The organism is Georgenia soli (genome assembly GCF_002563695.1).
Lineage (GTDB): Bacteria > Actinomycetota > Actinomycetes > Actinomycetales > Actinomycetaceae > Georgenia > Georgenia soli.
Window position 1 is genome coordinate 554,578 of the sequence record NZ_PDJI01000004.1, and the last position, 19,236, is coordinate 573,813.

At 74.8% G+C, this 19,236-nt stretch carries 18 protein-coding genes; 3 read left to right on the plus strand and 15 right to left on the minus strand.

What is annotated here, in order from left to right; genetic code table 11:
- Positions 1–38: 38 nt before the first annotated feature.
- From ATJ97_RS03905 to ATJ97_RS03920, 4 genes are read right to left on the minus strand one after another with little or no spacing between them, the layout of a single operon-like run.
- Positions 39–386 carry a non-heme iron oxygenase ferredoxin subunit gene (locus tag ATJ97_RS03905; RefSeq protein ID WP_098482622.1) on the minus strand — a complete coding sequence of 116 codons (348 nt, stop codon included), beginning with the start codon at positions 384–386 and terminating at the stop codon, positions 39–41.
- Positions 383–1,603: a Fe-S cluster assembly protein SufD gene (sufD, locus tag ATJ97_RS03910; protein ID WP_098482623.1), complete on the minus strand. Its 1,221-nt coding sequence runs from the start codon at positions 1,601–1,603 to the stop codon at positions 383–385. Before sufD ends, ATJ97_RS03905 begins: the two co-directional genes overlap by 4 nt.
- Complete coding sequence (gene sufB, locus ATJ97_RS03915) at positions 1,603–3,012, minus strand: Fe-S cluster assembly protein SufB (protein ID WP_098485205.1); 1,410 nt, start codon at positions 3,010–3,012, stop codon at positions 1,603–1,605. Before sufB ends, sufD begins: the two co-directional genes overlap by 1 nt.
- A 44-nt stretch (positions 3,013–3,056) precedes the next feature.
- Positions 3,057–3,845, minus strand: a complete 789-nt coding sequence (locus tag ATJ97_RS03920; RefSeq protein WP_098482624.1) for a helix-turn-helix transcriptional regulator — start codon at positions 3,843–3,845, stop codon at positions 3,057–3,059.
- A 224-nt stretch (positions 3,846–4,069) separates the two neighbouring features.
- On the opposite strand from ATJ97_RS03920, the gene ATJ97_RS03925 reads away from it, so the two are divergent.
- From ATJ97_RS03925 to ATJ97_RS03935, 3 genes are all read left to right on the plus strand, one after another.
- Positions 4,070–5,089: an ABC transporter ATP-binding protein gene (locus tag ATJ97_RS03925; RefSeq protein ID WP_098482625.1), complete on the plus strand. Its 1,020-nt coding sequence runs from the start codon at positions 4,070–4,072 to the stop codon at positions 5,087–5,089.
- Positions 5,086–5,829 (plus strand): ABC transporter permease, encoded by a 744-nt coding sequence (locus tag ATJ97_RS03930; RefSeq protein WP_098482626.1) that lies wholly within the window; start codon positions 5,086–5,088, stop codon positions 5,827–5,829. The genes ATJ97_RS03925 and ATJ97_RS03930 overlap by 4 nt, the downstream gene beginning before the upstream one ends.
- Before the next feature lie 98 nt (positions 5,830–5,927).
- Positions 5,928–6,926, plus strand: a complete 999-nt coding sequence (locus ATJ97_RS03935; protein WP_245862093.1) for a COX15/CtaA family protein — start codon at positions 5,928–5,930, stop codon at positions 6,924–6,926.
- 183 nt (positions 6,927–7,109) lie between these two features.
- Here ATJ97_RS03935 and ATJ97_RS03940 read toward each other — a convergent pair whose 3' ends face one another.
- The 11 genes from ATJ97_RS03940 to ATJ97_RS03990 all read right to left on the minus strand — a co-directional run bounded on the left by ATJ97_RS03940 (position 7,110) and on the right by ATJ97_RS03990 (position 19,235).
- Positions 7,110–7,775: an NUDIX domain-containing protein gene (locus ATJ97_RS03940; protein WP_098485207.1), complete on the minus strand. Its 666-nt coding sequence runs from the start codon at positions 7,773–7,775 to the stop codon at positions 7,110–7,112.
- Complete coding sequence (locus ATJ97_RS03945; protein ID WP_281254923.1) at positions 7,772–9,550, minus strand: CTP synthase; 1,779 nt, start codon at positions 9,548–9,550, stop codon at positions 7,772–7,774. Before ATJ97_RS03945 ends, ATJ97_RS03940 begins: the two co-directional genes overlap by 4 nt.
- Before the next feature lie 76 nt (positions 9,551–9,626).
- Complete coding sequence (locus ATJ97_RS03950) at positions 9,627–10,790, minus strand: glycosyltransferase family 4 protein (RefSeq protein WP_098482627.1); 1,164 nt, start codon at positions 10,788–10,790, stop codon at positions 9,627–9,629.
- A gap of 53 nt (positions 10,791–10,843) precedes the next feature.
- A complete protein-coding gene (murJ, locus tag ATJ97_RS03955; protein WP_098482628.1) occupies positions 10,844–12,451 on the minus strand; it encodes a murein biosynthesis integral membrane protein MurJ in 1,608 nt (535 codons plus the stop codon).
- Positions 12,452–12,455: 4 nt separating this feature from the next.
- Positions 12,456–13,319 (minus strand): hypothetical protein, encoded by an 864-nt coding sequence (locus ATJ97_RS03960; protein ID WP_098482629.1) that lies wholly within the window; start codon positions 13,317–13,319, stop codon positions 12,456–12,458.
- Positions 13,316–14,356 carry a copper transporter gene (locus ATJ97_RS03965; protein ID WP_098482630.1) on the minus strand — a complete coding sequence of 347 codons (1,041 nt, stop codon included), beginning with the start codon at positions 14,354–14,356 and terminating at the stop codon, positions 13,316–13,318. Before ATJ97_RS03965 ends, ATJ97_RS03960 begins: the two co-directional genes overlap by 4 nt.
- 21 nt (positions 14,357–14,377) lie before the next feature.
- On the minus strand, positions 14,378–15,583 hold the full coding sequence (steA, locus tag ATJ97_RS03970) for a putative cytokinetic ring protein SteA (protein WP_245862095.1): 1,206 nt from the start codon (positions 15,581–15,583) through the stop codon (positions 14,378–14,380).
- Positions 15,584–15,587: 4 nt separating this feature from the next.
- Positions 15,588–17,309 carry a DNA repair protein RecN gene (gene recN, locus ATJ97_RS03975; protein ID WP_098485208.1) on the minus strand — a complete coding sequence of 574 codons (1,722 nt, stop codon included), beginning with the start codon at positions 17,307–17,309 and terminating at the stop codon, positions 15,588–15,590.
- Positions 17,306–18,145, minus strand: a complete 840-nt coding sequence (locus ATJ97_RS03980) for an NAD kinase (protein WP_098482632.1) — start codon at positions 18,143–18,145, stop codon at positions 17,306–17,308. Before ATJ97_RS03980 ends, recN begins: the two co-directional genes overlap by 4 nt.
- Positions 18,142–19,011, minus strand: coding sequence for a TlyA family RNA methyltransferase (locus ATJ97_RS03985; protein WP_098482633.1), 870 nt, complete (start codon positions 19,009–19,011; stop codon positions 18,142–18,144). The genes ATJ97_RS03980 and ATJ97_RS03985 overlap by 4 nt, the downstream gene beginning before the upstream one ends.
- The gene (locus ATJ97_RS03990; RefSeq protein WP_098482634.1) at positions 19,011–19,235 is read right to left on the minus strand and encodes a hypothetical protein; all 225 of its coding nucleotides are present in this window, start codon (positions 19,233–19,235) and stop codon (positions 19,011–19,013) included. Before ATJ97_RS03990 ends, ATJ97_RS03985 begins: the two co-directional genes overlap by 1 nt.
- Position 19,236 lies beyond the last annotated feature (1 nt).

The window sequence follows — 19,236 nt, forward strand, 5'->3', positions numbered from 1 at the left end:
TTCTTCTCTTCCTGGGGTCTGGGGGCGGGCGGCGGCGGTCAGCTGGTGACGTCGGCGGTGGCGTCGACGTCGACCAGCACTCGCTCGCCGTCCACGGTCACGAGGTAGACGGGGACGGGCTGGGTGGCGGGCAGGCTGAGCGGTCGGCCGGTGCTCAGGTCGAAGGTCGACCCGTGCAGCCAGCACTCGATGGTCGAGCCCTCGACCTCGCCGTCGGAGAGGTTCACCTGCCCGTGGGAGCAGATGTCCGAGATGGCGTGGAACGCACCCTCCTCGTCGCGCACGAGCGCGACCGGCAGGGGCGAGCCGTCCGGACCGTCGAGCTCGAGGCGCATGGCCTCCCCGGGCTCGAGGTCCGCGACGTCGGCGACGTGCTCGGCGGTCATCGGCGGGCTGCCTCCATGGTGCGGTCGAGCTCGGCCTCGATGGCCGCCATCAGCCGCTCCTGGACCAGCGGGACGCCGATCTGGTTGATCAGCTCGGCGAAGAAGCCGCGCACCACGAGCCGGCGCGCGTCGGCCTCCGGGACACCGCGCGAGCGCAGGTAGAACAGCTGCTCGTCGTCGAACCGGCCGGTGGCCGAGGCGTGCCCGGCCCCCTCGATCTCGCCGGTCTCGATCTCCAGGTTCGGCACGGAGTCCGCGCGGGCACCCTCGGTCAGCACGAGGTTGCGGTTGAGCTCGTAGGTGTCGGTGCCCTCGGCCTCCTTGCGGATCAGGACGTCCCCGACCCACACGGCGTGCGCGTCCTGGCCCTGCAGCGCGCCCTTGTACGTGGCGCGGGACTTGCAGTTCTCCACCGCGTGGTCGATGAAGAGGCGGTGCTCCTGGTGCTGGCCGGCGTCGGTGAAGTACAGCCCGAGCAGCTCGACGTCCCCGCCGGGGGCGGTGAACGCCGCGTCTGTGGTCATCCGGACGACGTCGCCGCCGAAGGTGACGACGATGTGCTTCAGGCGCGCGTCCCGGCCGACCTTCGCCCGCTGCGAGGACAGGTGCACGGCACCGTCCTCCCAGTCCTGCACGGAGACCAGGGTGAGGTGGGCGCCGTCGCGGACGTCGATCTCCACGGTCTGCGAGACCTGCGCGGAGCCGCGGTGGTCGAGGACGACGAGGGACTCGCTGAGCTCCTCGGCGACCACGAGGACGTGCTGGGCCGAGGCCTCCTCGGCCGCCGCCGCGTCGCCGTTGACCGACACCGTGGTGTGCCGGCCGCCGGTGTGGCCGCGGGGAACGGTGAGGACCAGGGCCTCGCCGAAGGACTCCCACGCCGCGGCGGCCGAGCGGTCGCCGGGGGCGCCGGCGACGCCGAGACGGGCGTCGTCGCGCCCGACGCGCTCGACGCGCACCTGCTCGTCGGCGTCCACCGTCACGACCGGGCCGGTCCCGTGCAGCTCGCCGGCGAAGATCTTCTGCAGGCGGTTGACGGGGGTGAAGCGCCAGTCCTCCTCGCGCCCGGTCGGCACGGGGAAGTCGGCCAGCGCGAACGACGACGCACGGTCGGCGCGGGAGGCCTCCGGCACGGTGCCGCCGCCGTGGCTGTGGGCGGTGTCGGCCGTGGCGCGGGTGTGGTCGGTGCTCAGGTTCTTCTCGGTGGTGGCGGTCATCAGCCGACGGATCCTTCCATCTGCAGCTCGATCAGGCGGTTGAGCTCGAGGGCGTACTCCATCGGCAGCTCACGGGCGATGGGCTCGACGAAGCCGCGGACGATCATCGCCATGGCCTCGGTCTCCTCCATGCCCCGGGACATGAGGTAGAACAGCTGGTCCTCGCTCACCTTCGAGACGGTGGCCTCGTGGCCCATCTCGACGTCGTCGACGCGGACGTCGACGTACGGGTAGGTGTCGGACCGGGAGATCTGGTCCACCAGCAGCGCGTCGCACAGCACGTTGGACTTGCTGTGCGTGGCGCCCTCGAGCACCTGCACCAGGCCGCGGTACGAGGCACGGCCGCCGCTGCGGGCCACCGACTTCGACACGATCGAGGAGGAGGTGTTCGGCGCGAGGTGCACCATCTTGGAGCCGGTGTCCTGGTGCTGGCCCTCGCCGGCGAAGGCGATGGACAGCGTCTCCCCGCGGGCGTGCTCGCCCATGAGGTAGACGGCCGGGTACTTCATGGTCACCTTGGAACCGATGTTCCCGTCGATCCACTCCATGGTGCCGCCGGCCTCGACCGTGGCGCGCTTGGTGACGAGGTTGTACACGTTGTTCGACCAGTTCTGGATCGTCGTGTACCGGACGCGGGCGTCCTTCTTCACGATGATCTCCACGACCGCCGAGTGCAGCGAGTCGGACTGGTAGATCGGGGCGGTGCAGCCCTCGACGTAGTGCACGTACGAGCCCTCGTCCGCGATGATCAGCGTCCGCTCGAACTGGCCCATGTTCTCGGTGTTGATCCGGAAGTAGGCCTGCAGCGGGATCTCGACGTGAACGCCCTTGGGCACGTACACGAACGAGCCGCCGGACCACACGGCGGTGTTGAGCGAGGCGAACTTGTTGTCGCCGGCGGGGATCACGGAGCCGAAGTACTCCTCGAAGATCTCCGGGTGCTCCTTCAGGCCCGTGTCGGTGTCGAGGAAGATGACGCCCTGCGCCTCGAGGTCCTCACGGATCTGGTGGTAGACGACCTCGGACTCGTACTGCGCGGCGACGCCGGCCACGAGACGCTGCTTCTCGGCCTCGGGGATGCCCAGGCGGTCGTAGGTGTTCTTGATGTCCTCGGGCAGGTCCTCCCAGCTGGTGGCCTGCTTCTCCGTGGACCGCACGAAGTACTTGATGTTGTCGAAGTCGATGCCCGACAGGTCGGCGCCCCAGCCCGGCATGGGCTTCTTGTCGAAGAGGTTCAGGCCCTTCAGGCGGCGCTTGAGCATCCACTCGGGCTCGCTCTTCAGGGCCGAGATGTTGCGCACGACGTCGGCGCTGAGACCACGTCGGGCGTTCGCACCGGCGTCGTCGGAGTCGCGCCAGCCGTAGTTGTAGCTGCCGATCGAGGCGATGATCTTCTCGTCGTCCGTCATCGACGCGTCGGGCGCCGTGACGTCCTGCTGGGTGGGACTTGTCATCAGTTTCCTTCCGTGACGCCGGCGTTCGGCGACGTGGTCTGGGAGGTGGCGGACGGGTTCGGTGCCGGCCTGCTCTCCGGCGCCGCGCCCGGTCGGACCGGGATCTTCGCCGGGGCGACGGCGAGCGGCACGTGCGTGGTGCACACGTGGCCGCCGGCGGCGAGCGTGGCGAGGCGCTGGACGTGCACGCCGAGGAGCCGGGAGAACGCCTGGGTCTCAGCCTCGCACAGCTGGGGGAAACCCTCGGCGACGTCCTGGACCGGGCAGTGCCCCTGGCACAGCTGCAGCGCGAGGCCCTGGGCGCCGACGGTGCGGGTCGTCGCCGCGTACCCGTCGGCGGTCAGGGCGCCGGCAAGGGCGTGGACACGGTCCGGCAGCGAGCGGCCGGCCTGCTCGACGAGCGGCCGGTACCGACGCTCGAGCTCGGTGACCCGGGCCTCGGCGAAGTTCTCCAGCGCCTCGGGCCCGGCCACCTGCACGATGAAGTCCAGCGCGTGGGTCGCGAGGTCGGAGTAGGCGTTGGTCAGCACGGCCCTGCCGGCGTCGGTGGCCACGTAGTGCCGGGCGGGGCGGCCGCGGCGCCGCACGCCGGGACCGCCGGGCTCGTGGACGACGATCTGCCCGGCGTCCTCGAGGTGCGCGATGTGGCGGCGCACGGCCGCCGGGGTCAGGTCGAGGACGCGGGCGAGGGTCGCGGCGGAGACAGGCCCCTGCTCGACGACGAGCTCGAGGACGCGCTCACGCGTGGAAGCCTCGATCTCGGGGGTGTGGCGCTCGGCCGTGGTCAAAGCGTTCTCCTCCCCTCGGTCCCGTGGGTCTTGCCGCAAGTGACGCCGGACGGTGGTCCGCGGGGCATGCCTACCCCTGGCACTCTTTAGGTAACAGTCTCCTTCCTTAAATCCTTCCCCGCAAGGAAGGTCAGCCTCACCTCGCCTGTGAGGCTCCGCACCGGGCCCCTCGTCGCTCCACCGCCTGGACCGGGGGTGGCGCAAATCTGCCTACGCTTGGCCGCGTGCCACTCCCGCTCGACTCCCCTGCCGGCGCGCCTCCCGGTGCCGCGCCGGCCCCCGCCCTGCGCGTGTCCGGTCTGCGCAAGACCTACGGCTCGCGCGAGGTGGTGCGCGGCCTGTCCCTCACCGCCGCGCGCGGCGAGCTCACCGCGGTCCTCGGACCGAACGGGGCGGGGAAGACGACGACGATCGAGTGCTGCGAGGGCCTGCGGCGTCCCGACGGCGGATCCGTGGAGGTCCTCGGGCTCGACCGGCTGCAGCGTTCCTCGGACGCCCCGCTGCGGTCCCGGGTCGGGGTCATGCTGCAGGACGGCGGCCTGCCGCTCGCGCCAAGGGCACGGTCGGTGCTCGCGCACGTCGCGCGCCTGCACGACCGGCCCGTGGACCCCGGGGAGCTCCTCGCCCGGCTCGGGCTGACCGACGTCGCCGCGACGCCGGTCCGCCGGCTCTCCGGCGGGCAGCGCCAGCGCCTGGCCCTGGCTGTGGCGCTGGTCGGCCGCCCGGAGCTGGTCTTCCTCGACGAGCCCTCCGCCGGCCTGGACCCCCAGTCGCGCCTGGCGGTGTGGGACCTGCTGCGCGAGCTCCGCGACGGCGGAACCTCGCTCGTGCTGACCACGCACCTCATGAGCGAGGCCGAGGAGCTCGCCGACCACGTCGTGATCATCGACGCCGGCCGGGTGGTCGCCGAGGGCACCCCCGCCGAGCTCGTCGGGCCGCCCGAGCTGCGCGTCACGCCGCCGCCGGGGTCCTCCCCCGCCGCCCTCGCCGGCGCGCTCACCGCCGCGCTGGCGTCCGACGGCCACCTGCAGGTCCGCGTGGCGGAACGCTGGGTCGCCGTCGCCACCGACGCCCCCGGCACGACCGGGTCCGCCGTCGACGCCCGCACCCTCGCGCGCGTCGCGACCGCGCTCGACGACGCCGGCCACCACGACGCGACCGTCGCGCCGCACCGCCGCACCCTCGAGGACACCTTCCTGGACCTGACCGGCCGCCAGCTGCGCGGCGAGGAGGAGCCGTCATGACCCGCGGTGCCGTCCGCCGCGTCCTCGCCCAGACCCGGTTCGAGACCGCCGCGATCCTGCGCAACGGCGAGCAGCTGCTGCTCACCTTCGTCCTCCCGCTGATCGCCCTGGTGGTCCTGGTCCGCACCGACGTCGTGCCGCTGCCCGGCGACGAGCGCACCGCCGCCGCGCTGGCCGGCGTGCTCGCCCTCGCCGTCGCGTCCACGTTCACCTCCCAGGCCATCGCCGTCGCGTTCGACCGCCGGTGGGGCGTGCTGCGGATGCTGGCCACCACGCCGCTGGGACGCGGCGGGCTGCTGGCGGGGCGGCTGGGCGCGGTGCTGTGCGTCCTCCTCGTGCAGTCCGCGGTCCTCGTGGCCGCCGCTGCGCTGCTGGGCTGGCGGGCGCAGGGCCTGTCCCTGGGCTCCTTCCTCGGCGCGGCCGCGCTGATGCTGCTGGGCACCGCGGCCTTCGTCGCCCTGGCGATGGTGGTCGGCGGGACGCTGCGGCCGGAGGCCGTGCTCGCCGTCGCGAACCTGCTGTGGGTCCTCATGGCGGCCGGGGGCGGTCTGCTCATCCCCGTGGACTCCCTGCCCGGGCCGCTCGCCGCCGTCGTGCGGCTGCTGCCCTCGGGGGCGCTGGGCGAGGGGCTGCGCGGGCTGGCGACGACCGGCGCGTTCGACGTCGGCGCGGCCGTGGTGCTCGCGGTGTGGGCCGCACTGTGCGCGTGGGTGGCCTCCCGCACCTTCCGCTGGGAGTGAGCGCGTAGCCGCACGCGGGTCACGGACCGTGCCGGCGGTGGTGCGGACCACGCCGCCGGAGCCCGGTTCCCCGCCCGGCGCACACGTACCCTTGTCGGGTGAGCACCGCGACCGATCCCACCCGCCGCGACGGGCGTCCCGCCGACCTCACCGCACCGGCCGACCGCGTCCCGCCGTCGGACCGCGCGGTCCGGGTCGACCGTCTGACCTGGGGCCTGGCGGTGGCGAACCTCGTCGCTCAGATCGGCATCATCGTCACGGGCGGCGCGGTGCGCCTGACCGACTCGGGGCTCGGGTGCTCGTCCTGGCCGATGTGCGAGCCGGGCTCCTTCACGCCGGTCTTCCACGAGGCCACGTCGATCCACCCCTACATCGAGTTCGGCAACCGCACCCTCACCGGGGTGCTGAGCGTCATCGCCGTCGCCCTGCTGGTGGCGGTCTACCGCCGCGAGCCCACGGCGTCCCGGCCCGCACGGCTGCGCCGCCTCGCGTGGGTGCCGCTGGTGGGCATCGCGCTGCAGGCCGTCATCGGCGGGATCACGGTCTGGTACGACCTGCACCCCGCGATCGTCGGGTCGCACATGCTCATCTCGCTGGCCCTCGTGGCCGTCTCCGCCTACCTGCTGGTGCGGCTGCGGTCGGCGGACGGGCCGGCCGCGGCGCTGATGCCGTCGTCCTGGCGGCCGCTGCCGTGGGTGCTCGCGCTGGCCGCCGCGGCCGTCGTCGTCCTGGGCACCGTGGTGACGGGGGCCGGGCCGCACTCGGGCGACCAGGAGCAGGCCTTCCGCTACGCCGTCGACCCGCTGCCTGTCACGCGCGCGCACGCCGCGTCGGTGTGGGTCTTCGTGGCCGTCATCGCCGCCGGCGCGGTGCTGCTGGTGCGCCGCCGCGGCGACACCTCGCTCGACGGTGCCCGCCGTGCCTGGTGGGGCCTGCTCGCGGTGACCGTGCTCGAGGGGGTCATCGGGTACACCCAGTACTTCACCGGCCTGCCGGAGATCCTCGTCGGTCTGCACATGCTCGGCGCCGCGCTGGTCGTCGTGGCGACGACGTTCGCGTGCAGCGCCCTGTACGCGCGCCGCGAGCTCGCCGCCTGACCCTACACTCCCCGCTCCCCCTCCCGCGAGACGTCAACTCCTCCGTGAGACGTCATGAATTCCTGACGTCTCACGGAGGAGTTGACATGTCACCAGGCGTCGCCTGGGTCACCAGGTGTCGGGTGAGTCACCAGGCGGCGGGTGAAGCAGGGGGGGCCGGGCCGCTGCGGGTTCCGGCGTCCCTCAGCGCATCCAGGTCGCGCCGGCGGGCCGCAGCGGCGCCCAGCCCTGGGCCCGGGCGCTCGCCGTGGCGAGGATGCCGACGACGGCGCTCGGGTTGTGCACCCGGCCCGCGTGGACGGCGGCGACGGCCTCGTCGAGCGGGAGCCACCGCGTGGGCATGTCCCGCTCCTCGTCCTCGCGCTCGTGCCGGTCGTCCTCGTGCACCTCGGTGAGGTCGCGGGCGAGGTAGACCCGCAGCGACTCGTCAGAACCGCCCGGGGAGGTGAAGTAGTCCACCAGGACGTCCCACCGCTCGGCGCGCAGGTCGGCCTCCTCGTGGAGCTCGCGCGCGGCGGCGGTGACGTAGTCCTCGCCCTCGACGTCGAGCAGGCCCGCCGGGATCTCCCACAGCAGCGCGCCCACGGGGTGGCGGTACTGCTGGATGAGCAGGACCTCCTCCTCCCCTGGCTCGCCGCGCAGCGCGACGACCGCCACCGCGCCGGGGTGGTCGAGGTACTCGCGCACGACGGGGTCGCCGTCGTCCGGGTCGAGCCGGACGCGGTCGGCCACGAGGTCGAAGACCTTGCCCTCGTGCAGGCGCGTGCGCTCGACGACCTCCCGGCCCTCGTCCTTGACGTCGGCGAGGGCGGCGTCGTCGGACGTGGTCCCGCCCTCCGGGCGGCTCACGCCTCGTCCCGCTCGGCGGCGACGGCGAGCGCCTCCTCCGCGACGCGCTCGTGCTCCTCGCCGATCACCTCGGGCTCGTCGACCTCGAGCAGGCGGGTGGCGCGCTGGCGCTCCAGGGCCGCCCCCACCAGGCCCGCGAACAGCGGGTGGGCGCGGGTGGGCCGGGACTTGAACTCCGGGTGCGCCTGGGTGGCGATGTAGTACGGGTGGAGGGCGCGGTCGAGCTCGACGAACTCCACCAGGGAGGAGTCGGGCGAACGGCCGGAGATCTTCAGGCCGACGCCGTCGAGCGCCTCGCGGTAGGAGTTGTTGACCTCGTAGCGGTGGCGGTGGCGCTCGGTGACGCGCTCGGAGCCGTAGACCTCCGAGGCGAGGGAGCCGGGCTCGAGGACGGCCTCGTAGCGGCCCAGGCGCATCGTGCCGCCCAGGTCGCCCTCGCCGCCCACGATCGCCAGCTGCTCCTCCATGGTCGCCACCACCGGGTCGGGGGTGCCGGGGTCGAACTCGGTCGAGCTCGCCTCGGGCAGGCCCAGCAGGTTGCGGGCCGCCTCGATGACCATGCACTGCAGGCCGAGGCAGATGCCCAGCGTGGGGATCTGGTTCTCGCGCGTGTGGCGCAGGGCGCCGAGCTTGCCCTCGATGCCGCGCACGCCGAACCCGCCGGGGACCAGGACGGCGTCCACGCCCTCGAGCGCCTTGCGAGCACCCTCGGGGGTGTTGCAGGTGTCGGAGGCGACCCAGCGCAGGTGCACGCGCGCCCGGTGGTGGAACCCGCCGGCCCGCAGCGCCTCGGTGACCGAGAGGTAGGCGTCGGGCAGGTCGATGTACTTCCCGACCAGGGCGATCTCGACCTCGTCCTTCGGGTGGCGCACCCGTTCGAGGAGCCGGTCCCACACCGTCCAGTCGACGTCACGGAAGCTCATGCCGAGGCGGCGCACCACGTAGGCGTCCAGGCCCTCGCGGTGCAGCACCGCGGGGATCTCGTAGATGCTCGGCGCGTCCGGGCAGGTCACGACGGCCTCGCGGTCGACGTCGCACATCGCCGCGATCTTGGCCTTGACGCCCTCGGGGAGGTCCCGGTCGGAACGGCAGACGACGGCGTCGGGCTGGATGCCGATCGAGCGCAGCTCGGCGACGGAGTGCTGGGTGGGCTTGGTCTTCAGCTCGCCGGAGGCTGCGAGGTACGGCACGAGGGAGACGTGCAGGAAGAAGACGTTGTCACGGCCGATGTCCTGGCGGACCTGACGGGCGGCCTCGAGGAACGGCAGGGACTCGATGTCGCCGACCGTGCCGCCGATCTCGGTGATGATGACGTCCGGCGGCTCCTCGCCGTCGGCCGGCTCGGCCTGGGCGCGCATGCGCGCCTTGATCTCGTCGGTGATGTGCGGGATGACCTGGACCGTGTCGCCGAGGTACTCGCCGCGCCGCTCCTTGGCGATGACGGTGGAGTACACCTGCCCGGTGGTGGCGTTCGCCTTGCCGGACAGCTCGACGTCGAGGAAGCGCTCGTAGTGACCGATGTCCAGGTCGGTCTCGGTGCCGTCGTCGGTGACGAACACCTCGCCGTGCTGGAACGGGTTCATCGTCCCGGGGTCGACGTTGATGTAGGGGTCGAGCTTCTGCATCACCACCCGCAGCCCTCGGGCGCGGAGGAGATGACCGAGGCTCGAGGCCGTCAGTCCCTTCCCCAGCGAGCTGGCGACGCCGCCCGTCACGAAGATCTGGCGGGGGATGCTGGCCTGGTTCCCGGGGAGCCGGGTCGAATGGTTGACCACGGACTTAGAAACTATCACCCGCTCCGGCGACACGCCCGCGTCCTCCGCAGACTGCGTGTGTGGGCTGGCCCACGGCCTACGCCGCGTAGATCCTGCGCAGCTGCGCCACCACGTCGTGGGGGCTCGGCAGCTCCTCCGCCCGCGCCCGGGCGCGGGTCCGCAGCTCCTCCCGGCGCGCCGGGTCCGCCAGCACCGTACGCACCGCGTCGGCGACGGCGTGGGCGTCGCCGCCGGGCACCAGGACCGCGGCGTCGCCGGTCACCTCCCGCGTCCCGCCGACGTCGGTGGCCACGATGGCGGCGCCGGCCCGCAGCGCCTCCTGGACGGCGATCGGCTGCCCCTCCCAGGTGGCCGTGGAGACGACGACGTCCGCCGCGGCGAGGAGGTCCGGCACGTCGTCGCGGCGGCCGGCCAGGAGGACGGGAAGGTCCTCGGCCCGGATCCGGGTGGACAGCTCCGCCCGCAGCGGCCCGTCCCCCACGACGACCCAGCGCCAGCCGGTCGCGGAGGCGGCGTGGCGGCCCGGCCGGGCCTCCTCGGCCGGGCCGGCGACCAGCGCGGCGGCGTCCAGGAGGAGGCCCAGCCCCTTCTGCGGGGCCAGGCGGGCGACCGTCAGGGCGAGGTGCTCGCCGTCGGCCAGGCCGAGGGAGGCACGCACGGCGGCAGGCTCCGCGCCGGTGGGCCGGCGGACGGGCGCGGGCACCAGGGCGCGGTCGACCTCCCGGGCACCGCGGCGGCGCATACGCTCGACGAGGTCGCCGCTGACCCCCAGCACCACGTCGGCGCCCCGGGCGACGATCCGCTCGAGCACGGCGGCCACCGCCCTCACCCGTGGGCCGCCGACCGGGAGGTTGTGCAGGGTCACCACGAGCCGCGGCCGGCGCGGCAGCGTGGCCAGGGCCGCGACGGTCAGCGCACCGGCGCGCAGCCCGTGCGCGTGGACGACGTCCGCGCCGGCCGCGAGCCTGCGGAGCCGCAGCACGGCGGCGAGGTCGTGCGGGCGGGGCCGGTCGGCGATGTCGACGACGGCGGTGCGCACCCGGTCCGCGCCCCGGAAGGGCTCGTCGGCGAGCGGCTCCACGACCTCGGCGGGACCGGCGAGGACGACCGTGTCCGGGCTGTCGTCGGGGCTCGGGAGCTCCCCGAGGGCACGCTCCCCCGCGGCCAGCAGCGCGCTGATCTCCCGGGCGTGACGCCCCACGCCGCCCGCGCTCGACCCGGTCACCTGCAGCACGCGCATGCTCGCCCGCCTCTCCTCGTCGGCCTTCAGTATCGCCCAGGAGGCGGCGCGCCTCAGGCCTCCCGGCTCCAGCGCCCCACCCGCAGCGTCCCGCGGTCGAGCAGCAGCACGGCCGCCGCCGGCACCGCCACGGCGACGACGGCGCCCGCCGCCGCCGCGAGCACCGCGCCTCCCGGCCCGCTGCCCAGGGCCGCCAGGACGGCGTCCACGCACAGACGCCCCGGGACCGCCCCGGCCGCGGCCCCGGCCGCGCCCACGACCACCGTGCGCCCGAGGCCGGCCAGCACGCCCGGACCGGCCGTCCGGCGCAGGGCCGCCAGGAGGAGCACGCCCGCCACCGTCATGCCCACGCTCGACGCGACCGCCAGCGCGGTGAGCGTGGCGGGTCCGTCGCCGTCGGCCGGCGCGAGCAGGGACACGAGCGCCCAAGACGCGAGGGAGACGACCAGCCAGCCGGTCGCTGTCGCCGCCACCGCCGCCCGCCCGTTGTCCACCGCGTACAGCGCGCGGGAGACGTGGAAGATCAGGGCGTAGCCGACCAGCCCCGGGGCGAACCAGGTGATGGCGTCGGTCATCCCCGCCATCTCGTCGCGCAGGGAGAACACGGCGGTCGCGGCGGGGGCGACAGCGACCAGCAGCGCCAGCCCGACCAGGGAGGCGGCTACGACGAGCCGGGTGGACCCGGCAGCCATCCGGGCGAACCCGGCGCGGTCCCCGGTGCCGGCCCGCTCGGACAGCCGCGGGAACACCGCCGTGGACAACGGCACGGCCAGCACCGCGTAGGGCAGGAAGTAGACGGCCTGGGCGTACCCGTAGACGTTGATGGTGCCGGTCTCGCCGTGGGTGTTCGCCAGGTACAGCACCACCAGGACGCTCGCCTGCTGGGCGAGGAGCGCCCCGAGGCCGGCGGCGGCGAGGTGGCGCGCGCGCCGTCCCACCCCGGGCGGCATCCGCAGCGCCGGGCGCAGGCGGACGCCGGTGCGCAGCACGGGGACGAGCTGGCACAGGCTCATCGCCGCCACGCCCGCCGTCGTCCCCCAGGCGAGCCAGGCGACGGCCGCCCCGGGCAGGGCCGCGGGGTCGTCCTGCCGGCCGACGGCCAGCGCGCCGAAGGCCACGTAGGTGGTGATGACGACGACGGAGGAGAGCAGCGGGGCGAAGGCGGGCCAGAAGAACCTCTTCTGGGCCTGCAGGACGCCGGAGAGGACCACGCCGACGCCGTAGAGCGGGATCTGGATCGCGAAGATGCGCAGGAAGGTGACGGTCAGGTTCAGGGTGCCCGCCCCGGCGTCGTCCCCCAGCAGCGCGCGGGCGACCGGGCCGGCGGCGAGGGCGACCACCGCGGCGAGCGGCACCAGGACCGTCAGGGTCCAGGTGAGGAGGGCCGAGGCGGTGCGGTCCACCTCCGCGCGCAGGTGTCGCGCGAGCGGGACGGCGAGGAGCGGGACGACGGCGCCGGCGAGCGCCCCGCCCGCGGCCACCTCGAAGAGCACGTTGGGGATGCGGTTCGCCGTCTCGTAGGCCTGTGCGGAGGCCGAGGAGCCGAGCGTCCAGGACTGCACGAGCCAGCGGACGAACCCGACGGCGCGCGAGAGGAGCGTCAGGACGGTGATGAGTCCCGCGGCGCCGAGGACCCCGCCGGCCAGCCTGCGAGCGGTCATCGTGTCAGCGGGCCCGGCGGCCCAGTGCGTCCAGCCGGCGCAGCGGTCCCGTGCGCTCGATCACGCGGGAGAAGCTGACCCGTTCGCTGAGCAGCGTCAGGGCGACGGCGGCGGCCAGCGCCCCGCCACGCACCGCGCGGGAGGGCTGCGCCGCGAGGGCCGTGCCGACGAGCCCGCCCAGGGCGTTCGCGCCGGTGTCGCCGAGCATGGCGGTCTCGCGGAGGTCGTCGGGCAGCGCGGCACCAGCCACGCCGAACGCGGCGGCGGCCAGCGCGCCCGGGGCCGTGCCGGGGGCGCCGACGGCGAGCGGCGCCGACACGAGCGTGGCCACCTTCAGCGTCCGGCCCGGCCGGAGGTCGAAGAGGTTGTGCAGGTTGGCGGTGGCGGCCACGAGCGCGGCGCCGGTGAGCACCTCGGCCGCGCGGGCGACGCCGGCGCCCTGCCGGGGCGTGACGAGCCAGGACGCGACGAGCGCGCCCGCCCCGATGCCGGCGATCTTCAGCGCGCCGGTGGTCACGCGGCCGCGTGCCAGCGCGCCGAGGTGGCCGCGCAGGCCCTTGGCGGGCTCGGCGGTGTCCTCGCGGAGGTCGTCGACCAGTCCCATCGCGGCCCCGGCGCCGGCTGCGACGGCCCCGGCGACGGCGGCCCGTCCGGCGGCGGGCGCGGTCGCCGTCGTCGCGAGCGCGGCGGCGCAGGCCCCCGCGCCGACGGCGGCGCCGCCGAGCAGGGTGACGGTCCGCCCGGCGTAGTTGGTCCGCTCCCAGCGCTCCCGGCCGGCGGGCGGGCGGGACTCCAGCACGGCGGTCGCCGCCGTGGTGGCTGCCGCCCCCAGGGCCGCGGGGAGCGCGACGTCGACGAGCCGGCTCATGCGTCCGTCGGCTCCTCGGTGGGCTCCTCCGCCGCGGGCGGCGCCGTCCCGCTCGCGGCGGGCTCCTCGGCCGGGAGCTCCACGCGCGGCGGCACGGGCTGCTCGGCACCGTTCTGGAAGCCGTACGCGTCGGTGCTGCCCGAGATGGACACCGCCAGGGCGAGCGGGGTGGAGACGGTCGCGGTGACCTCGCCGACCGAGTCGACGGTGGTCACGACCTCGCGGGCCTGGTCGTCGGCGCGCACGGCGGACACGAGGTCTTGGTCGCCGGCGGCGGCCCCGACGGTGACGGACCCGCGGCCGCTGTCGGCGAGTCCTTCCGCGAGGGCGACGTGCGCGGCGAGCGCGTCGGTGGCCGCCTGCGTCTCCTCGGGGTCCGGCTCGCCGGCGGGCGGCTGGGCGGCACGGGGCCCGACGAGGACGGTGGCGTCGGCGGGGCCGGCGATCTCCTCGTCGACGGAGACGAGCGGGGCGTCGGCGGAGGTGAGCAGGTCCATGAGGGTGGTGGCGTTCTCGCTCAGGGCGTCACCGGTGGCGCCGGTCAGCGCGGCCCCCAGGGCGAGTCCCATGACGGCCTCGGTGGAGGCGTCGTCGGCGGGGGCCGGCTCGAGGTAGCCGGCGAGCTGCCCGGCGAAGGTCTGCCGGAAGGACTGGCTCTCCGGGTCGGTCCAGGCCTCGGTGACGGCCACCTGGCCCACCACCTGGGCGCCGGCCTGGACGAGCCGCTCCCGGACGGCCTCGACGTCCGCGGCGTCCGTGCCCGGCAGGGTGACGACGGCGACCCGCTGGTCGGTCAGCGCGCCCGCCAGCAGCACCGGGGCCGACTCCTCCAGGTAGGTGCTGCGCTCGTTGACGTCCCCCTGCGCCGTCTCGAGCTCCGCGCGCAGCCGCTCGCGGTCCTCGCGGAGGTCCTGCACCTGCCCGGTGAGGGTCTCGGCGATGGTGTCGCGCAGCGGGCCCGCCCCCAGCACGATGCCGACGGCGAGCGCCAGGAACACCGCGATGAGCGAGACGAGGTGGTAACGGAAGTCGATCATGGAAGTTCTCTCTCCAGCTGCTCAGGTCGTCGGTGCGGAGGGGGCCAGCCCCACCAGCGACCGGAAGAAGTTCACGAGGTCGTCGAGCCAGGCGCCGGAGAGCCCGAAGATGGTCTGCCCCACCACCGTCGCGGAGAGCGCGACGAACAGCGCGAGCAGGCCGGCCAGCGCCAGCAGCACCAGCTGCCAGGTGGAGATCCGGGTGCGGTACAGCTGCGAGACGCCCTTGGCGTCGATGAGCTTGCTGCCCACGCGCAGGCGGGTGAGGAAGGTCGACGCCATGCCGGAGCGGCCCTTGTCGAGGAACTCGATGAGCGTGTTGTGGGTGCCGACGGCGACGATGAGCTCGGCGCCGGAGTCGTCGGCGATGAGCATCGCCACGTCCTCGCTGGTGCCGGTGGCGGGGAAGACGACGTGCTCGACGCCGAGGTCCTCGACCCGCTTCTGCCCGGGGGCCTTGCCGTTGCGGTAGGCGTGCACGACGATCTCGGCACCCGACCGCAGGGTCTGGTCGGAGACGGAGTCCATGTCGCCGACGATCAGGTCCGGCTTGTACCCGGCCTCGACGATGGCGTCGGCCCCGCCGTCGACCCCGAGGAGCAGGGGCCGGTACTCGCGGATGTAGGACCGCAGCATGGCCAGGTCCTCCTTGTAGTGGTAGCCGCGCACCACCACCAGGACGTGCCGGCCCTCCAGCTTCGTGCGCAGCTTGGGCGCACCGATGCCGTCGAGGAGGACGTCCTTCTCACGCTGGACGTAGTCCATGGTGTTCGCGGCGAACGCCTCGAGCTGGGCGGAGAGGCCCTCGCGCGCGGCGGCCATGTTCGCCTCGACCGTGGCGGCGTCCTGCACGGTGCCCTCGGCCACCAGGGTGTCGCCGGAGCGGACCTCGGCGCCGTCGACGAGGAGGGGCTGGCCCTCGCGCAGCGACATCACGGCAGGGCCGAGGTCGTCGACGAGCGGGATCCCGGCCTCCAGGAGGATCTCCGGGCCGAGGTTGGGGTAACGCCCCGAGGTCGAGCGGGCGGCGTTGAGCACCGCGGCCGGCCGGCAGGCGACGAGCGCCTCGGCCGAGACGCGGTCGATGTCCTCGTGGTCGATGACGGCGACGTCGCCGGGCTGGAGCCGCTTGGTCAGGTTCTTCGTGCGCGCGTCCACACGGGCGGGCCCGGTGGTCCCGGAGCCGTTGACGACGGCATCACGACGACGCCGGAAAAGAGCACTCACCGCCTCATCGTTGCACGGTCGCGCGCTCGAGCAGTTCAGCGGCATGCCGGAGCGCGGTCTCCGACTCCTCCTGCCCGGAGAGCATCCGGGCGAGCTCCCGCAGGCGATCCTCGCCGTCCACGCTGGTCACGTCGGTGGCCGTGATGGCGTCGCCGGAGCCCGGTGTGTGCTTGCTCACCACCAGGTGACGGTCGGCGAACGCGGCGACCTGGGCCAGGTGGGTGACCACCACCACCTGGGCCCCCTGGGCGAGCCGGGCGAGTCGCCGGCCCACCTCGACGGCGGCCTTGCCCCCGACCCCGGCGTCGACCTCGTCGAAGACGAACGTGCGCGACTCCGGCTCGCCGCCCGGCACCGCGGCCAGCGCCACCTCGATGGCGAGCATGACCCGGGACAGCTCGCCACCCGACGCGCCCTGGCCGAGAGGCCGCGCCGGGGCGCCCGGATGGGCGGCCAGGAGCAGCTCGACGGCCTCGGCGCCGGACGGGCCCGGCTCCTCCAGCGGGGTCAGGCGGGCGCTGAGGTGCGCCCCGGCCATCGCCAGGCCGGCGAGCTCCTCGTCGACGGCGGTGGCCAGGCGCTCCCCCACGGCTCGACGGGAGTCGGTGAGGGCTGCCGCGGCCCGTGCCAGGCCCTCCTCGGCGTCCGCGACCCTTGACCGCAGCTTCTCGGCGGTGTCCTCCGGCCCGTCGAGGTACGCCAGACGCTCCCGCGCCCGCTCCGCCCAGGCGAGGGCGCCGTCGACGTCGGGGCCGTGGACGCGGGTCAGCTCCGCCAGGACGGCGCGGCGCTCGTTGACCCACGCGAGGCGCTGCGGGTCGGCGTCGAGGCCGGAGAGGTAGGACGCGATCTCGGTGGCGACGTCGGAGACGAGGTAGGAGGCCTCGGCGAGCCTCTCCGCCCAGCCGCCGAGCGCGGCGTCGTCGTCGGCGCCCTGCTCGAGGCTGCGGCGGGCGTCCTCGATGAGCGTGGTGGCGTCGACCGCGCCGGGCCCGGTGACGTCGTCGCCGCCGGTGAGCCCCTGGTAGGCACGGCCGGCTGCCTCCCGCAGCTCCTCGACGTTCCCGAGCCGGCCGGCCTCCTCGCGCAGGGCGTGGTCCTCGCCGGGCTGCGGGTCCAGCTCCTCGATCCTCGCCAGGCCGGCACGGAGCTGCGCGATCTCCTGCTCGCGCACCCCCGCGGCCTCCTCCCAGGCGGCGAGCTCCTCGCGGGCGGCGACGGCCGTCGCCCAGGCGGTGCGGTAGGCCGCCAGCAGCGCGGCGTGGTCCTCGCCGCCGAACGCGTCCAGGGCGGCCCGCTGCTGGGCGGGTGCGCGCAGGCGCAGCTGCTCGGACTGCCCGTGGACGGTGACCAGCTGCTCGCCGATCTCGCCGAGCACGGCGTGGGGGACGGTGCGTCCCCCGAGGTGGGCGCGCGAGCGCCCCGCGGCCGGGACGGTGCGGGCCACGATGAGCTCGCCGTCCTCGACGGCGGCGCCGGCCTCCTCCGCCCGGGTGGCGGCAGGACCGGCGGGGGCGACGGCGAACGTGCCCTCGACCACCGCGCGCTCCGCCCCGCGGCGCACGAGCGCCGGGTCGGCCTTGCCGCCCAGCAGGAGCGCGAGGCTGGTGAGCACCATCGTCTTGCCCGCACCGGTCTCGCCGGTGATGACGGTGAAGGTGGGCGCGAGGTCGAGCTCGGCGGCCGCGATGACCCCGAGGTTCTCGATCCGGACCTGTTCGATCACGGCCGCGTGCGCACCCCCCGCCACCCCTGCACGGGCAGGTTGAACTTGGCGACGAGCCGCCCGGAGAACGGCACCTCGGTCAGGCGGGCCAGGCGGACGGGCTGGGCGCCGCGGCACACGGTGATGCGGGACCCGGCGACGACGTCCATGCGTCGCCGGCCGTCGCACCACACCACGGCGTGCTTGTTCTCGTACGGCAGCACCTCGACCTCCAGCACGGAGCGCGGCCCGACGACCATGGGACGTGCGAAGAGGGCGTGGGCGGCGATGGGCACGACCAGCAGCGCCTCGACGTCGGGCCAGACCACCGGGCCGCCGCCGGAGAAGGCGTAGGCGGTGGAGCCGGTCGGGGTGGCGAGCACGATGCCGTCGCACCCGAAGCTCGACAGTCCCCGGCCGTCCACGCCGATGGTGGCCTCCACCATGCGGGCCCGCTCGCCCTTCTCGACGGCCGCCTCGTTGATCGCCCAGCCGTGCTGGCGGGTCCCGTCCGGCGCGGTGGCGACGACGTCGATCGTCATGCGCTCCTCGACGTGGTAGTCCCTGGCGACGGCTCGCTCCACGACGTCGGGCAGGGCCTCCGGCTCGGCCTCGGCGAGGAACCCGACGTGCCCGAGGTTGATGCCCAGCAGGGGCACGTCGTGCTCGCGCGCCAGCTCGGCGGCGCGCAGGATCGTGCCGTCGCCGCCGAGGACCATGACGAGCTCGGCGCCGTCGGCGCTGCCGTCCCGCACGACCTCGATGCCGTGACGCGCCAGGTCGTCGCAGACCCGGTCCGCCGCGCGGACGGCCTCGGGTCTGCCCTCGTGCGTCACGACGAGGATGCGGCGACTCATGGTTCCTCCTGCGATGTCTGGGTCCCGCCCTCGGCGGGTGGGGCGGCGCCGGCCGGACCGGTCTGCACGGCGCGCTCCGCCGCGGCGGTCAGTGCGGTGCCGTGCAGCGCCCGCGGGTGGTTGCGGCGCAGCGCCACGAAGTACTCGACGTTCCCGGAGGGGCCCGGCAACGGGCTCGGGACCACCGCCCAGGTGTCCAGCCCCTCCTCCGCGGCGGCGGCCGCGACCTTCAGCACCGACTCGACGTGCTGCGCGGTGTCACGGACGACGCCGCCGTGGCCGAGGCGTTCCTTGCCGACCTCGAACTGGGGCTTGACCATCAGCAGCAGGTCGGCGTCCGGCGCGGCGGCACGGGCGAGCGCCGGCAGGACCAGCGTGAGGGAGATGAACGACAGGTCGCCGACCACGAGCCCGGGGGCGGGGGCGACCTGCTCGGGCGTGAGGGTGCGGACGTTGGTGCGGTCCAGCACCGTCACGCGCGGGTCGGACTGCAGCGACCAGGCGAGCTGGCCGTACCCGACGTCGACGGCCACCACCTCCGCCGCGCCGCGCCGCAGGAGCACGTCCGTGAAGCCGCCGGTGGAGGCGCCGGCGTCGAGGCACCGACGCCCGGCGACGACGGGTGCGTCGGCACCGAGGGCGTCGAGCGCACCGGCGAGCTTGTGGGCGCCGCGGGAGACGTAGTCGTCGCCGGCGGGGACGTCCACGCGGAGGGCCTGCGCCGGGTTGACCTGGCGTGCCGGCTTGGTGACCGCCTGGCCGTCGAGCAGCACGTGCCCGGCGGCGATGAGCTCGGCGGCGTGCTGGCGCGACCGGGCCAGCCCCCGCCGCACCAGCTCCGCGTCGACGCGTACCAGTCGCGCCATCAGCTCTCGGCGCTCGTCAGCCGCGCCGACAGGTGGGCGTGGACGGCGTCGAACACCGCGACCTGGTCGGCCAGCGGGACGTCGCCGATGTTCTCGAGCCGGGCGAGCGGGTCGGTACCCGTCGCGCTCTCGGAGGGGTCGTGCCCGGTGGGCAGGTCCGCGTCAGCAGGCACGTCGCCGTCGGGCAGGCCCTGCGCCTGACGGTCGGCGGGTGTCTGCCCCATC